The sequence below is a fragment of the Streptomyces sp. NPDC031479 genome, assembly GCF_055581065.1.
In genome coordinates this window covers 188,536-203,689 of record NZ_JBVIKC010000005.1, presented here as the reverse complement: position 1 = coordinate 203,689, position 15,154 = coordinate 188,536, and the positions used below count along the sequence as shown (strand labels likewise).

The following is a 15,154-nucleotide window of genomic DNA, read 5'->3' as shown; positions in this document are numbered from 1 at the left end:
CACCCTTGAGCACCACCGTTCTGATCACCGGAGCCAGCGCCGGCCTGGGCGCGGCCTTCGCGCGCGGCTTCGCCGCCAAGGGCTGCGACCTCGTCCTCGTCGCCCGCGACAAGGCCCGCCTGGAATCCGTGGCCGACGGCCTGCGCCGGGAGTTCGGGGCCGCCTGCGAGGTGCTGCCCGCCGACCTGCTGGACCCGGAGCAGTGCGCCACCGTCGAGGGACGGCTCGCCGATCCGGCCCGGCCCGTGGACATGCTGGTCAACAACGCCGGCTTCGGACTGCCCGCGCCCTTCCCGTACAACCCGGTCGAGGACGAGGAACGGATGCTGGACCTGCTGGTCAAGGTCCCGCTCCGGCTCACCCACGCCCTGCTGCCCGGCCTGCGCGAGCGCCGCCGGGGCGCCGTGCTCAACATCGCCTCCGTCGCGGGACTCCTCCCGACCGGCACGTACGGGGCGGCGAAGGCCTGGGTCACCGCCTTCAGCGAATCCCTGCGGGTGGACATGGAGCCCTACGGGGTCCGGGTGCTGGCCGTGGTCCCGGGCTTCACCCGTACCGAGTTCCAGGAGCGCGCCGGGATGGACGTCAGCGCCCTGCGCGACGCGGTGTGGCTGGAGCCGGAGGCGGTCGTGGCCAAGGCCCTGCGGGACCTGGCCCGCCGCCGGCCGGTCAGCATCACCGGCCGGCACTACCAGGCGTACGCCCTCGCGGCCCGCCACCTCCCGCGCGGTTTCGTGGCCCGCAGGATGCCCCGCAAGCGCAACGCCCCGGCTGACCGGGCCTGAGAGGACGACGCCGTGGCCGGTGACCCCGACTTCGCCGACGACCACATCCTGCTCCCCGCGGACGCCCGGCTCCCGGGAAGCACGCTCGCCGCGGCTGCCGTCAGGGACGCCGACCCCGAGGCCTCGCCGCCGGAGCTGCGCACCCACTCGGGGGAGACCGTCTTCGTCCCGGCCGGCCGGGCCACCGAGCTGGAGCGCTTCTGCGCCCGCAACGGGATCCCGCTGCGGCGCAGGCCGGACGTGTGGGGCGATCTCCTGGACCCGTTCCTGGACACCTGGTTCACTGCGGAGGAGGAGGCCGCGACCCTGGACCGGCTGGACCGGGCCGGCGTGGGGCGCGCCGAGGTGGCGGGCATCCGCGAGCGGGTCGAGCCGCTGATGCGCGCCTACAACCACATGCTCTGGGAATGGCACGCCCTCGGCCTCGACGACCTCCTCGCCGCCGCGGCGGGATCCCTGGCCCCCGGCCACCTCCGGATCCCGCCGGGGGACAGGGCGGCCTTCCGGGCCTGGGCCATGGAGATCGCCGACCGCCCCGCGCGGGGTCCGGGCGGCGCGCGACCCTAACCGGAAGGTGGCCCGCCCACGGCATCCACACGGCTCCAGCGGAAAAATAATTCCACCAACGGCTATCGACATCCCGTTCGCCGGGCATGGTACGGGCAACCTCCCGCCCCGGCTGACGCCGCGTCACGGCGCTGCCCCGGGCGGGCCTTCCGCCATTCGTCCCGGGAGGTACCACTCCATGCAGCCAGCAGCCCCCACCACGCCCCCGGCGCCCGGCCGCCGCACGCTCCTCGCCGGTCTCGGCGTGGCCGCCTCCGCCCCGCTCCTGCTCGGTGCCACCCCGCGTACGACGACCGACCCGGCGCCGGCTCGGCCCGCCACGCCCCACGCCGCCGCCCCGCGCACGGTCCTGCTCCGCGGGGCGGCCCTGGTGCTCACCATGGACCCGGCCGCCGGGACGGGCCCGCTGGGCATGCTGGAGGACGCCGACGTGCTGGTCCGGGGCGGTGCCGTCGCCGCCGTCGGCCGGGGCCTGCGGGCTCCGGCGGACGCCCGGGTCCGGGACGTGTCGGGGAAGCTGGTGATGCCGGGCTTCGTGGACGCGCACACGCACCTGTGGCAGGCCTCCATCCGGGGCGGCTGCACCGACGGCGACCTGTTCGGCTGGTTCCGGAGGTGTACCGACGGCCAGCGCGCCAGGCTCACCCCCGCCGCCCTGCACAGCTTCGTCCGGCTCGCCGCCCTCGACGCCGTGCAGAGCGGGGTGACCACCCTGGTCGACTGGGTGGACATCTTCGCGGACGACCTGGTCGAGAGCTACGTACGGGCCCTGGCGGGCACCGGTGTCCGGTTCACGTACGCGATGTTCCCGCCCAGGCCCGACGGGGAAGTGGCCGCCCGGGTGAAGAGGGAACTCGTGGACCCCGTACCGCTCGGCTCCTTCCAGGTCGCCACCCACGCGGCACGCTCCCTCGCCGGCCTCAACCAGGCCCACTGGGAAACCGCCCGGGAGCTGGGCGTCATGCTCAACTCCCACGTCCTCGAACGCCCCGAGCAGCGGGCCGACGATCCGCTCGGGGTCCTCGCGGACATCGGCGCGCTGGGCCCGCGCCTCCTGGTCAACCACGCGATCCACCTCACGGAGGACGAGATCGCCGCGCTCGCGGCCCACGACGTGCGGGCCGTCCACTGTCCGCTCAGCAACATGCGCCTGGCCTCCGGCATCATGCCGCTGCCCGGCCTGCGGAGGAGGGGTGTCAAGGTCGCCCTCGGCCTGGACGGCGGCACCAACGACACCTCGGACTTCCACGCCCTGATGAAGGCCGCCATCGGCCTCCAGCGGGCCCGCTCCACCGACGCCGGGGTCTTCCCCCAGGTCGAGGACGTCCTGCGGATGGCCACTCTGGGCGGCGCGGAAGCCCTCGGCATCGCCGACCGGGTGGGCTCGCTCACCCCCGGCAAGAGGGCCGACCTGGTCGTCCTCGACCCGGCCGCCCTCAACTTCGCCCCCCGCTTCGACTGGGTCGGCCAGATCGTCTTCAACGGACGCCCCGAGAACGTCGACTCCGTGTTCGTCGACGGCCGGCCACTGAAGCTCGACGGCCGCCTCGTGGACGTCGACACCGCCCGCGTGGTCCGCGAGGCCGAAGCCGCCGCCACCCGCATCCGGGCCTCCGCCTGACGGCGTCCGGCCCGGGCGGCCCGCCGCCCAGGCCCTCTCTTCAGGATCGTGCCCGACCCGCGCCGCCCGGCCTGACCGGCAAGATCCGGAAGGGCCGGCCTAGAGCTCGGTGACCTTGCCGTCCGCGACCTCCAGGCGGCGGGTCACGTGGACGGCGTCGAGCATGCGGCGGTCGTGGGTGACCAGCAGCAGGGTGCCCTCGTAGGACTCCAGGGCCGATTCCAGCTGCTCGATCGCCGGCAGGTCGAGGTGGTTCGTCGGCTCGTCCAGGACGAGGAGGTTCACCCCGCGGCCCTGGAGCAGCGCCAGCGCCGCCCGGGTCCGCTCGCCCGGGGAGAGGGTGGCCGCCGGGCGCAGCACGTGCGCGGCCTTCAGGCCGAACTTCGCCAGCAGCGTGCGCACTTCCGCCGGCTCGGTGTCCGGGACCGCCGCGCAGAAGGCCTCCAGCAGCGGCTCGTCACCGAGGAACAGCCCGCGGGCCTGGTCCACTTCGCCGACCAGCACCCCCGAACCGAGGGTGGCGGAGCCCGAGTCCGGGGCGAGCCGTGCGAGCAGCACCGCGAGCAGGGTGGACTTGCCGGCGCCGTTGGCCCCGGTGATCGCCACCCGGTCCGCCCAGTCGATCTGCAGGCTGGCCGGGCCGAACGTGAAGTCCCCCCGCTTGACGGCCGCCTCGCGTAGGGTGGCGACGACCGAGCCGGAGCGCGGGGCCGCCGCGATCTCCATGCGCAGCTCCCACTCCTTGCGCGGCTCGTCGACGACCTCCAGGCGCTCGATCGCCCGCTGCGTCTGGCGGGCCTTGGCGGCCTGCTTCTCGCTGGACTCGCCGCGCAGGTTCTTGCCGATCTTGTCGTTGTCGCTCGACTTGCGGCGGGCGTTGCGCACGCCCTTGTCCATCCAGTTGCGCTGCATCTGGGCCCGGCCCTCCAGGGCGGCCTTCTTGCCCGCGTACTCCTCGAACTCCTCGCGGGCGTGACCGCGCGCCCGTTCCCGCTCCTCCAGGTAGGACTCGTAGCCGCCGCCGTAGAGGTTGATCTGCTGCTGCGCCAGGTCGAGTTCGAGGACCTTGGTGACCGTCCGGGTCAGGAACTCGCGGTCGTGGCTGATCACGACCGTGCCCGCGCGCAGCCCCTTCACGAACTGCTCCAGCCGCTCCAGACCGGCCAGGTCCAGGTCGTTGGTGGGCTCGTCGAGGAGGAACACGTCGTAGCGGGACAGGAGCAGCGAGGCCAGCCCGGCGCGGGCCGCCTGGCCACCGGACAGGGCGGCCATCGGCAGGTCCAGACTCACGGCGAGGCCCAGCTCGTCCGCGACCTCCTGGGCCCGCTCGTCGAGATCGGCGCCGCCCAGGTTCAGCCAGCGGTCAAGGGTGTCCGCGTACGCGTCGTCCGCGCCCGGGGTACCGTCGACCAGGCCCTGCGTCGCCTCGTCGAGAGCGGCCTGCGCGGCGGCGACGCCGGTACGGCGGGCCAGGAACTCGCGCACCGACTCGCCGGGGCGCCGCTCGGGCTCCTGCGGGAGGTGTCCGACGGCCGCGCCGGGCGGGGAGAGCCGCAGCTCACCGGTCTCCGGGGTGTCCAGCCCGGCGAGCATCCGCAGCAGGGTCGACTTCCCGGCGCCGTTGACACCGACGAGTCCGATGACATCGCCGGGCGCGACGACGAGGTCGAGGCCGGCGAAGAGCGTGCGCTCACCGTGCGCGGCGGTGAGGTCCTTGGCGACGAGGGTTGCAGTCATGATGCCCCGATCCTATCCGCGCGCCGGGGCGGGCCCGCCGCCGCCGGGTGATGTCCGGATAGGTGGGATCCCCGTCATTGCGGCCATCGGAGCCGGATCACACCATGGATGCATGTCGTTGCGAAACGTGCTGGTCGTCCTCTACGACGGCGTCCAGAGCCTGGACGTCACCGGGCCGGTCGAGGTGTTCGCCGGGGCCGCGCGGTGTCCGGGCGGCCGGGGCGGGTACGCGATCCGGACGGTGTCCCCGGGCGGGGCGCCGGTCCGGACCGACAGCGGGCTGACCCTGGTCCCGGACGGGGACCTGGAGGGCGCCCGGCCGGGCCCCGGCACCACCCTGCTGGTGCCGGGGGGCCGGTACCGGGGCGATTTCGAGCCCCGGCTCACGGACTGGCTGCGCGCGTACGGGGGACGCGCGCAGCGGCTGGTGTCGGTCTGCACCGGCGGACTGCTGCTGGCCGAGGCCGGGCTGCTCGACGGCCGCCGGGCGACGACGCACTGGTACTCCTGCGAGCAGATGGCGCGGGACTACCCCAGGGTGTCGGTGGAACCGGACCCCATCTACGTACGCGACGGCCCGGTCTCCACCTCCGCCGGGGTCACCGCCGGGATCGACCTGGCGCTGGCACTGGTGGAGGAGGACCTCGGGCGGGACGTGGCGCTGCTGATCGCCCGCCACCTGGTGGTGTTCCTGCGCCGGCCGGGGAACCAGGCGCAGTTCAGCGCGCAGCTGGCCGCCCAGACGGCGCGCCGGGAGCCGCTGCGGGACGTGCAGCAGTGGATCACCGAGCACCCGGGCGGCGACCTGAGCGTGGAGGCGCTCGCGGCGCGGGCCGCGCTGTCGCCGCGGCACTTCGCGCGGGCCTTCCAGGCGGAGACGGGGGTGACGCCGGGGCGGTACGTGGAGCGGGTGCGGGTGGAGCACGCGCGCAGGCTGCTGGAGGAGGGCGGGGAGGGGGTCGCGCAGGTCGCGCGGGCCTGCGGCTACCGGACCCCGGAGGCGCTGCGCCGCGCCTTCGTCCGCCACCTGGGTCAGCCCCCGGCGGAATACCGCCGCCGCTTCGGCCCCCGGTAGGACGACCCAGGCCACCGCGACCCAGGCCACCGCGATCCTGGCCACCGCGATCCCGATCACCGCGACCCAAGCCACCGCGATCCCGATCACCGGGATCCCGATCACCCGGGCGGTCCCCGGCCGCACGGGTCGTACCCGGCCTGACGGGGCGTGTCCGTCCATCCTGGCCGTGCCCGCTCACCCCGGGTGCGGCTCCGTCCCCCCGGGCGCCGCCCGGGGGTGGTTCCGACGGGGGTTTCCCGGCGGGGCCGATCACCGACCGCTCCGGAGGAGCCATGCAGATCGCCGTACTGCTCTACGACCGATTCACCGCACTCGACGCCATCGGCCCCTTCGACACCCTCGGCCGGCTCCAGGGCGCCGAAACCGTGTTCGTCTCGGAGCGGCCCGGACCCGTACGCACCGACAACGGGTCGCTCGCGCTCGTCGCCGACAAGGCGCTCGACGAGGTCACCCGGCCCGACGTCGTCGTCGTGCCCGGGGGGCCGCACCCCGAGGAGGAGATGAAGAACCCCGCCGTCCTCGACTGGCTGCGCGCCGTGGACGCCACCACCACCTGGACCACGTCCGTCTGCACCGGCTCGCTCCTGCTCGCCGCCGCCGGGCTGCTGGACGGGCGCCGGGCCACCTCGCACTGGCTCTACCTCGACCGTCTGACCCCCTTCGGCGCCCGGCCCACCGGCGAGCGGGTGGTCTACGACGGGAAGTACGTCACCGCCGCCGGGGTGTCCTCCGGCATCGACATGGGCCTCGGCCTGCTCGGCCGGATCGCCGGGGACGAGTACGCCCAGACCGTGCAGCTGATGTGCGAGTACGACCCGCAGCCGCCCTACGACGCCGGGTCCCCGGACAAGGCCCCGGCCGCAATCGTCACCCGGCTGCGCCACGCCGCGCGCTGAGCCCCGTCGTCGGGGCCGGGTGCCGCGGGCCCGGCAGGATCCGGAAGAGGCGGCCTAGTCCGCCGGCGGCCGGTCGAAGCGTGGTGCCCGTCGCTCCAGGAAGGCGGCGACGCCCTCCGCGGTGTCGCCGCTCACCGCCGCCCGGTCCGCCCAGTACGCGTCCCGGTCGGTGCGGCCGTCCGCGAACTCCTTCGCCGCCGCCTGCGTCAGCCACGAGCGGGTGGTGAGGATCCGGGCGAACTCGGCCACCCGCTTGTCCAGTTGCCCGGCCGGCAGCAGCTCGTGCAGGAAACCGGCCCGCAGCGCCTGCTCCGCGCCGATCAACTCCGCCGAGAACAGCAGGTACTTGGCCCAGGCCGGCCCGACCACGGAAGCCAGCCGGCGGGTCGAGGAGGCCGGGTAGACGATGCCCAGCTTCGCCGGGGTCACCCCGAAGGAGGCGCCCTCCTCGGCGAACCGCAGGTCGCACGCGGCAGCCAGCTGGCTGCCGCCGCCCACGCAGAAGCCCCGGACCGCCGCCACGGTCGGCTTCGGGAAGGCGGCCAGGGCCTCCTCCGCGGCGACCGACAGGGCCTGCGGATCGTCGTCACCCGTGAGGGAGGAGATGTCGGCGCCGGCGCAGAAGGTCGGACCGTCCCCGGTCAGCACCAGGACCCGGACGTCCGGGTCCGCCGCGAGCCGCGGCAGCAGCTCCGGCAGGGCCCGCCACATCGCGGCGGTCATGGCGTTGCGCTTGGCCGGGTGCGAGATGACGACGGTGGCCACGCCGCCGGCGACGGTGGTGCGGAGGGCTGCGTCCATGCGCCGGATGCTATCCCGGTCGGCCGATGCTGCGATCAAGGGGAGTCCGTACCCGGGTGTGACGGGCGCGCGGCGCGTTCCCGTCCTGGTCGGGGAGGGCGACGGGGCCACGGGCAGGGCGCGGTGGACGGGGTGCGGGAGACGGCTGCGCGGGACTCCGCGTCGGATCAAGAACGGTCGAACAACTGACTCTGTCATACGCCACCGGTCAAAAAGTGTCCGATAGGCGCTGACTTCTGGTCAGCGACGAGGTCCGGACCAGCCGCGTCCCCACTCTTGGCACGTGGAGACGATCGAGCGCGAAGACGGGGGCCGGAAGATGAACGACAGCGGGAGCGTCCCGCCAGCCGGGGAGGGGGAGGCGCCGGCTCCGGCGGACCCCCTCGCATACGAGGGGGTGTGGCGCTTCACCGCGCCGGCCGTAGAAGAATCCGTTCCGCAGGCCCGTCGTGCGGTCCGCGACCTGCTCGGCCGCCAGGGGGTGCCGGCGCCGCAGGACCTGGTGTACTCCCTGCTGCTGATCGTCTCCGAACTGGTGACGAACTCGGTCCGGCACGCGGCCCTGCTCTCCCCCGAGGTCGCCGTCGAGGTGGCGGTGGGCCGGGAATGGGTACGGGTGGCCGTCGAGGACAACCACCCGTACCGGCCCAAGGCGCTGGAGGCCGACTTCGGCCAGACCGGCGGCCGGGGCCTCCTGCTGGTCCGCGAGGTCACGCGGGAGGCCGGCGGGGTCTGCGACGTCGAGCACACCTCGACCGGAGGCAAGGTGATCTGGGCCGCCCTGCCGCTCACCGCACCGGCCCCCGAGCTCTGAGCGAGCACGCCCTGGACGAGCTCGCGAAAGAGCCGGAGCCGGTACGCGGGCCCGGCCGGAGGGAGCCGCGGCTACCAGCCCGCCGCATCGCCCGTCAGCTCGCGGATCGCGGGCCGGGCCGCGTCCAGGACCGTCATGAACCAGGCCGAGAACGGCGCCTCGGCATGCCGCTTCACCAGCTCCTCGGCCGTGACGAAGGCCGTGTCGCCGACCTCCTCCGGATCCGGATCCGGCGCCGCCTGCGCCAGTCCCACGAACAGGTGGTTGTACTCCTGCTCGACCAGCCCGGACGCGGGGTCCGGGTGGTTGTAGCGCACCGTCCCCGCCTCGGCGAGCAGCGAGGGCGACAGCCCCAGCTCCTCGTGGGTCCGCCGGGCCGCCGCCGCGAACGGGGACTCGCCGGGGTACGGGTGGCCGCAACAGGTGTTCGACCAGACGCCGGGGGAGTGGTACTTCCCGAGGGCGCGCTGCTGGAGCAGCAGCCGGCCCCGCTCGTCGAAGAGGAACACGGAGAACGCCCGGTGCAGCAGGCCGGGCGCCTGATGGGCGGAGAGCTTCTCCGCCGTGCCGATGGTGTTGCCGGACTCGTCGACCAGTTCGAGCATGATCGATTCCTGAGTTCCGGTGCCGGCGGACGCACTGTTGGCGTCGGTGGCTGGTGTGGTCGGCATACCCATCCTTCGCTTCGGACTCCGGCCTTCAGTCTGCCGTACAAAAGAGTCTTGTCCCCACTTCGGAGATCAGCGCATGTCCGCCCCCCGCCGCGTGCTAGGCACCCGGCGGGGGACGGACAGGTGAGCCGCGCCGTCAGATCCCGAACGGGGCCGGGTAGCGGATGGTTCCCTTCGGCACCGGCACGGAACCGTCGAGGACCAGCGCCATCATCGCCTCGTCGGGCACCTCGAAGGGGGCCCGGATCCCGAAGAGCGAGGCCGGCACGAACCCGAAGCGCGCGTAGTACGCGGGATGCCCGAGGACCAGGACCAGCGACTCTCCCCGCTCCCGGGCCGCCGCGAGCAGGGCCCGGACGACCGCGCTGCCGGCGCCCGACCGCTGCGCCGGGGGATCGGTGGCCACCGGCGCGAGCGCCAGCGCCGGTACGCCGTCCACCGTGCAACGGGTCAGCAGCGCGTGCGCCGCCACCGAGCCGTCGGGACGCACGGCCACGTAGGAGAGCCCCGGCAGCCAGGCGCCGTCGGCGCGCAGCGCGTCCACGAGATCAGCCTCCAGCGGGGTGTCGAAGGCCGCCAGGTTGACGGCCCGCACGGCCGCCGCCTGCGCCGCGGTCTCCGGCCGGGCCGGCCAGCGGTCCCCGTCCCCCGCGGTCACCGGGGTCAGGACGTAGCCCCGGTAGCCGTACTCGTGGCCGTGCCGCTCCCGTACGGCGATCTCCTCGCGCGTGGCGGCCAGCGCGGCCCCGGCCGCCGGGGTCGAGGCCCGCGCCGTCCGGGCCCGGACGGTGAGCGGACCGTAGTACTCGGCCCAGTCGGAGTCCGGCTGCAGGCGGGTCCCCAGCACCCGGTACCCGGCCGCCTGGGCGGCGGCGGTGTTGCGGGCGGCGGACCGCAGCGCGCACTGCGGGTCCCAGAAGGCCCGCGCTCCGGCGGAAGGCTCCTCGGCGGTCCACTCGCACTCGGTCAGCACCAGGGTGCCGCCGGGTGCCAGCAGCCGCTTCCACTCGGCGAGCGCCCGGTCGAAGCCGATGCAGTAGGCGGATCCCTCGGCCCACACGAGGTCGAAGGAGCCGTCCCCGTACGGGAGCGCGCCCATGTCCGCCCGGACCGCCTCGACACGGCCGCCGAGGCCGCGGGCCTCCGCGGCGGCGCGCAGTTCGGCGAGGAACGGTTCGTGGAGGTCGACGGCGGTCACCTCGGCGAAACCGGCCCCGGCGGGCCCGCCCGCCTCGGCGGCGAGCAGCAGCGCGCTGCGGCCGGGACCGCAGCCCAGGTCCAGGACGCGAGGCCGCTCGGGCAGCGGTCCGCACAGGGACAGCAGGTGGCGGGTGGTGGCGTCGGAGCCGGGGGACTGCCGGGGCAGGCCGTGGTGCAGCTCCATGAAGGCCGCGAGGAAGGCCCCGTCGGGACCGGAGTCGGCGGAGGGGGAGCCGGGGGCGGCGGAGGGGGAGCCGTTGGCGGCGGTGCTGTCGCAGATGTGGGTGTGGTCGGTGTGGTCGGTCAACGTGAGCCCTTGGACAGGGGGCTCCGGCCGACGGGACCGAACGGTGTGCTCAGGCCCGGCCGGAAGCCCGGAGGGAGGAAACGGGGACGTACCGGAGTTCGCCGCGCTCGGCAGCGACCACTGCGACGGTCATCAGTCCACCTCTTTCCTCGTTCCGGGACGTGCTCACGGGATTCGTACACGCCGCCGACCACCCTAACATCCGAGGCCAAAGCCCCCTGAGGGGGGCCGAAAGGCTGATGAATACGGCGTTCCATTCATCCGATAGCCTCTGCCGACGTGCCGCGCCGCCCCACCGGGCGCCCCGTCGAGAAGTTCGCTGCAAGGAGTGAGTCCGTCTGTCGACCGTCATCCTCACCGGCCTGCCGGTCCCCGGATCACCGCTTGAAGACGAGCTCCGGTCGCTCGGGTTCGACGTCCGCCCGGTCACCGGTCCCGAAGGCACCGCCGCCGCGCTGGCCGACGTACCCGCCGACCGGCGGGTCGCCGTCGTCGACAGCGCCTTCGTCGGGCACCCGCACGCGCTGCGCCTCGCGCTGACCGACCCGCGCTTCGACGCCTGCGCCGTGACCGGCGCTTTCACCGTGCAGCCCGGGGCCCGCGCCGCCCTCGACCGGGCCGCGGCCCTCGCGCCCGCGGGCGGCGGCCCCTACGCCGACCGGCTCGCCGCCGCCGTCGAGGCCGACGGGACCACCGTCCAGCGGCCCGAGCTCGGGACCCTGGTCGCCGCCGTGCCCGGCACCGACGCGGAGCGCGCCGAGGCCGTCGCCGCCGTCGCCGCCGTGGACGACGAAGCCGTGCGGCTGCGCACCGCCGTGAAGTCCCGCGACGGCTTCTTCACCACCTTCTGCATCAGCCCGTACTCGCGCTACATCGCCCGCTGGTGCGCGCGCCGCGGCCTCACCCCGAACCAGGTCACCACGGCCTCGCTGGTCACCGCCCTGATAGCGGCGGGCTGCGCGGCCACCGGCGACCGCTGGGGCTACGTCGTGGCCGGCGTCCTGCTGCTCGTCTCCTTCGTCCTGGACTGCACCGACGGGCAGCTCGCCCGCTACTCGCTCCAGTACTCGACGATGGGCGCCTGGCTCGACGCGACCTTCGACCGCGCGAAGGAGTACTCCTTCTACGCGGGCCTCGCGCTCGGCTCCGCCAGGAACGGCGACGACGTGTGGGCCCTCGCGCTCGGCGCGATGATCCTCATGACCTGCCGGCACGTCGTCGACTTCGCCTTCAACGAGGCCAACCACGACGCCACCGCCAACACCAGTCCGACGGCCGCCCTGTCCGGGCGGCTCGACAGCGTCGGCTGGACGGTCTGGGTCCGCAGGATGATCATCCTGCCGATCGGTGAGCGCTGGGCCATGATCGCGGTCCTGACCGCCTTCACCACCCCGCGCATCGTCTTCTACGCCCTGCTGGTCGGCTGCGCCTTCGGCGCCCTCTACACCACCGCCGGCCGCGTCCTGCGCTCCCTGACCCGCAAGGCGCGGCGCACCGACCGGGCCGCCCGGGCGCTCCTGGACCTCACCGACTCGGGGCCGCTCGCCGAGCTGATCGCCCGCCACGCGGGCCGCCCCGCGGCGCCGCTGTGGCTGCCCGTCATGGTCATCGCCGCGCTCGCCCTCGTCGGTACCGCGTTCTTCGAGCCCTTCGGGAGCGTGAGCCTCGTCTCGGTGGCCCTGTTGTACGCGATGCTGAGCGGCGCCGCCGTCGCCCGGCCGCTCAAGGGGGCCCTGGACTGGCTGCTGCCGCCGCTGTTCCGGGCCGCCGAATACACCACCGTCCTGGTCCTCGCCGTCAAGGCGGACGTCCCCGGGGCGCTGCCGGCGGCATTCGGCCTGATCGCGGCGGTCGCCTACCATCACTACGACACGGTCTACCGCATCCGCGGTGGCACCGGCGCGCCCCCGCACTGGCTGGTGCGGACGATCGGCGGGCACGAGGGCCGGGTGCTGCTCACCGCGGTGCTGGCCGCCGTCCTGGCGTCGCGCGCAGCGGACTTCCCCGTCGCGCTCACGGTCACGGCCGTGTTCGTGGCTCTGGTGGTGCTCGTGGAGAGCATCCGCTTCTGGGTCTCCTCCGGAGCACCCGCCGTACATGACGAAGGAGAACCAGCATGATCGGCCTTGTACTCGCTGCCGGTGCCGGACGCCGCCTGCGTCCCTACACCGACACCCTGCCCAAGGCCCTCGTGCCGGTCGGCCCCGAGGGGCAGGAGGAGAGCCTGACGGTCCTCGACCTGACCCTGGGCAACTTCGCCGAGGTCGGCCTCACCGAGGTCGCCGTCGTCGTCGGCTACCGCAAGGAGGCCGTCTACGAGCGCCGCGAGGCGCTGGAGGCCAAGTACGGCGTCAAGATCACGCTGATCGACAACGACAAGGCCGAGGAGTGGAACAACGCCTACTCCCTGTGGTGCGCGCGTGACGTCCTGAAGCAGGGCGTGATCCTCGCCAACGGCGACACCGTCCACCCGGTCTCCGTCGAGAAGACCCTCCTCGCCGCCCGCGGCAACGGCCAGAAGATCATCCTGGCCCTCGACACGGTCAAGAACCTGGCCGACGAGGAGATGAAGGTCGTCACCGCCGACGGTCAGGGCGTGCGCAAGATCACCAAGCTGATGGACCCGGCCGACGCGACGGGCGAGTACATCGGTGTCACCCTCATCGAGCCCGAGGCCGCCGAGCAGCTCGCCGAGGCGCTGAAGACCACCTTCGAGCGGGACCCCGACCTCTACTACGAGGACGGCTACCAGCAGCTCGTCAACGACGGCTTCACCATCGACGTCGCCCCCATCGGAGACGTCGCGTGGGTCGAGATCGACAACCACGACGACCTCGCCAAGGGCCGGACGATCGCATGCCGGTACTGACGCGGCTGATCCCCTCGCCCGTTGTCGTCGACATCAGCCGAGGGGCGATGGACGACCTGGCCGGCCTCCTGGCCGACCAGCGCATCTCCGCGTCCGGCAAGCTCGCCATGGCGATCAGCGGGGGCTCCGGCCAGGCGCTGCGCGCCAAGCTGGAGCCCGTCCTGCCGCACGCCGACTGGTACCCGGTCGTCGACGGCACCATCGACTCCGCGGTCAAGCTGGCCGACGACATAAAGGGCCGCCGCTACGACGCCGTCGTGGGCCTGGGCGGCGGCAAGATCATCGACGTGGCGAAGTACGCCGCGGCGCGGGTCGGCCTGCCCATGGTGGCCGTCGCCACCAACCTGTCGCACGACGGGATCTGCTCCCCGGTGTCCATCCTGGACAACGACAACGGGCGCGGCTCCTACGGCGTGCCCACGCCGATCGCCATGGTGATCGACCTCGATGTGATCAAGGACGCCCCGGTGCGGTTCATCCGCGCGGGCATCGGCGACGCGATCTCCAACATCTCGGCCATCGCCGACTGGGAGCTCTCGCACGCGATCACCGGCGAGGCCGTCGACGGCCTCGCCGCCGCCATGGCCCGCACGGCGGGCGAGTCGGTCCTGCGCCACCCCGGCGGATGCGGGGACGACGAGTTCCTCACCGTGCTCTCCGAGGGCCTCGTGCTCTCCGGCATCGCCATGTCGATCAGCGGCGACACCCGGCCCTCGTCCGGCGCCTGCCACGAGATCAGCCACGCCTTCGACCTGCTCTACCCGGGACGCTCCGCCCTCCACGGCGAGCAGGTCGGCATCGGCGCCGCCTTCGCCATGCACCTGCGCGGCGCCGCCGAGCAGTCCGGGCTGTTCACCGAGGTCCTGCGCCGCCACGGGCTGCCCGTGCTGCCCGAGGAGATCGGGTTCAGCGTGGACGAGTTCGTCGCGGCCGTCGACTACGCCCCCCAGACCCGCCCGGGACGCTTCACCATCCTGGAGCACCTCAACCTGTCCGCAGCCGAGATCAGGGACGCTTACGCCGACTATGCCCAGACCATCCGTAGCTGAACTCCGGCCCGTCGTTCACCCGCCGGGCGTCAAGGACCGGCGCAGTGGCGAGCACTGGGGCGGCCGCCTGTACATGCGCGAGATCTCCCTGCGCATCACCCGTCTCCTGGTCGCCACCAAGGTCACGCCCAACCAGCTGACCTACGTGATGACCCTCGCCGGTGTCCTCGCCGCGCCCGCCCTCCTGGTGCCCGGCATCTGGGGCGCCGTCCTCGGCGTGGTCATGGTCCAGCTGTACCTGCTGCTCGACTGCGTCGACGGCGAGGTCGCCCGCTGGAAGAAGCAGTACTCGCTCGCCGGGGTCTACCTGGACCGGGTCGGCGCCTACCTGTGCGACGCGGCCGTCCTGGTCGGCTTCGGCCTGCGCGCCAGCGACCTGTGGGGCAGCGGGCGCATCGACTGGCTGTGGGCCTTCCTGGGCACCCTCGCGGCGCTCGGCGCGATCCTGATCAAGGCCGAGACCGACCTGGTCGGCGTCGCCCGCCACCAGACGGGCAAGGAGCCGGTCAAGGAGGCCGCCTCCGAGCCCCGCTCCTCCGGCATGGCCCTGGCCCGCCGGGCCGCCTCCGCGCTCAAGTTCCACCGCCTGGTGCTGGGCATCGAGGCCTCCCTGCTCATCCTGGTGCTGGCCGTCCTGGACCAGGTCCGCGGCGACCTGTTCGTCTCCCGGCTCGGCGTGGCCGTCCTGGCCGGCATCGCGCTGCTCCAGACCGTGCTGCACCTGGTGTCGATCCTGGCCTCCAGCAGGCTCAAGTGACC

At 73.7% G+C, this 15,154-nt stretch carries 14 protein-coding genes; 10 read left to right on the top strand and 4 right to left on the bottom strand.

What is annotated here, in order from left to right; genetic code table 11:
• The first annotated feature begins 5 nt into the window (after positions 1 to 5).
• From ACZ5D2_RS08720 to ACZ5D2_RS08710, 3 genes are all read left to right on the top strand, one after another.
• Complete coding sequence (locus ACZ5D2_RS08720; protein WP_371675729.1) at positions 6 to 785, top strand: SDR family NAD(P)-dependent oxidoreductase; 780 nt, start codon at positions 6 to 8, stop codon at positions 783 to 785.
• Between the two features lie 12 nt (positions 786 to 797).
• Positions 798 to 1,352, top strand: a complete 555-nt coding sequence (locus ACZ5D2_RS08715) for a hypothetical protein (RefSeq protein WP_371675728.1) — start codon at positions 798 to 800, stop codon at positions 1,350 to 1,352.
• A gap of 178 nt (positions 1,353 to 1,530) precedes the next feature.
• Positions 1,531 to 2,973 (top strand): amidohydrolase family protein, encoded by a 1,443-nt coding sequence (locus tag ACZ5D2_RS08710; RefSeq protein WP_371675727.1) that lies wholly within the window; start codon positions 1,531 to 1,533, stop codon positions 2,971 to 2,973.
• A gap of 99 nt (positions 2,974 to 3,072) precedes the next feature.
• On the opposite strand, the gene ACZ5D2_RS08705 is transcribed toward ACZ5D2_RS08710, so the two are convergent.
• A complete protein-coding gene (locus tag ACZ5D2_RS08705) occupies positions 3,073 to 4,710 on the bottom strand; it encodes an ABC-F family ATP-binding cassette domain-containing protein (RefSeq protein ID WP_371675726.1) in 1,638 nt (545 codons plus the stop codon).
• Between the two features lie 112 nt (positions 4,711 to 4,822).
• On the opposite strand from ACZ5D2_RS08705, the gene ACZ5D2_RS08700 reads away from it, so the two are divergent.
• Together ACZ5D2_RS08700 and ACZ5D2_RS08695 are read left to right on the top strand one after the other, a co-directional pair.
• Positions 4,823 to 5,785 (top strand): GlxA family transcriptional regulator, encoded by a 963-nt coding sequence (locus ACZ5D2_RS08700; protein WP_371675725.1) that lies wholly within the window; start codon positions 4,823 to 4,825, stop codon positions 5,783 to 5,785.
• Positions 5,786 to 6,060: 275 nt separating this feature from the next.
• Positions 6,061 to 6,684, top strand: a complete 624-nt coding sequence (locus tag ACZ5D2_RS08695; RefSeq protein ID WP_468928218.1) for a DJ-1/PfpI family protein — start codon at positions 6,061 to 6,063, stop codon at positions 6,682 to 6,684.
• A 54-nt stretch (positions 6,685 to 6,738) separates the two neighbouring features.
• On the opposite strand, the gene ACZ5D2_RS08690 is transcribed toward ACZ5D2_RS08695, so the two are convergent.
• On the bottom strand, positions 6,739 to 7,485 hold the full coding sequence (locus tag ACZ5D2_RS08690; protein ID WP_468928217.1) for an enoyl-CoA hydratase/isomerase family protein: 747 nt from the start codon (positions 7,483 to 7,485) through the stop codon (positions 6,739 to 6,741).
• Positions 7,486 to 7,768: 283 nt separating this feature from the next.
• Between ACZ5D2_RS08690 and ACZ5D2_RS08685 the strand changes: the two genes are divergently transcribed.
• On the top strand, positions 7,769 to 8,299 hold the full coding sequence (locus ACZ5D2_RS08685) for an ATP-binding protein (protein ID WP_371675720.1): 531 nt from the start codon (positions 7,769 to 7,771) through the stop codon (positions 8,297 to 8,299).
• A 71-nt stretch (positions 8,300 to 8,370) separates the two neighbouring features.
• On the opposite strand, the gene idi is transcribed toward ACZ5D2_RS08685, so the two are convergent.
• Both idi and ACZ5D2_RS08675 read right to left on the bottom strand, forming a co-directional pair.
• Positions 8,371 to 8,970 carry an isopentenyl-diphosphate Delta-isomerase gene (gene idi, locus ACZ5D2_RS08680; protein WP_371675719.1) on the bottom strand — a complete coding sequence of 200 codons (600 nt, stop codon included), beginning with the start codon at positions 8,968 to 8,970 and terminating at the stop codon, positions 8,371 to 8,373.
• 136 nt (positions 8,971 to 9,106) lie between these two features.
• Positions 9,107 to 10,354 (bottom strand): GNAT family N-acetyltransferase, encoded by a 1,248-nt coding sequence (locus tag ACZ5D2_RS08675; protein ID WP_371681110.1) that lies wholly within the window; start codon positions 10,352 to 10,354, stop codon positions 9,107 to 9,109.
• 461 nt (positions 10,355 to 10,815) lie between these two features.
• Between ACZ5D2_RS08675 and ACZ5D2_RS08670 the strand changes: the two genes are divergently transcribed.
• From ACZ5D2_RS08670 to ACZ5D2_RS08655, 4 genes are read left to right on the top strand one after another with little or no spacing between them, the layout of a single operon-like run.
• Positions 10,816 to 12,597, top strand: coding sequence for a DUF5941 domain-containing protein (locus ACZ5D2_RS08670; protein ID WP_371681109.1), 1,782 nt, complete (start codon positions 10,816 to 10,818; stop codon positions 12,595 to 12,597).
• Complete coding sequence (locus ACZ5D2_RS08665) at positions 12,594 to 13,346, top strand: phosphocholine cytidylyltransferase family protein (RefSeq protein ID WP_371675718.1); 753 nt, start codon at positions 12,594 to 12,596, stop codon at positions 13,344 to 13,346. The genes ACZ5D2_RS08670 and ACZ5D2_RS08665 overlap by 4 nt, the downstream gene beginning before the upstream one ends.
• On the top strand, positions 13,334 to 14,395 hold the full coding sequence (locus ACZ5D2_RS08660; protein ID WP_371675717.1) for an iron-containing alcohol dehydrogenase family protein: 1,062 nt from the start codon (positions 13,334 to 13,336) through the stop codon (positions 14,393 to 14,395). The genes ACZ5D2_RS08665 and ACZ5D2_RS08660 overlap by 13 nt, the downstream gene beginning before the upstream one ends.
• Positions 14,373 to 15,152 (top strand): CDP-alcohol phosphatidyltransferase family protein, encoded by a 780-nt coding sequence (locus ACZ5D2_RS08655; protein WP_468928213.1) that lies wholly within the window; start codon positions 14,373 to 14,375, stop codon positions 15,150 to 15,152. The genes ACZ5D2_RS08660 and ACZ5D2_RS08655 overlap by 23 nt, the downstream gene beginning before the upstream one ends.
• Positions 15,153 to 15,154 lie beyond the last annotated feature (2 nt).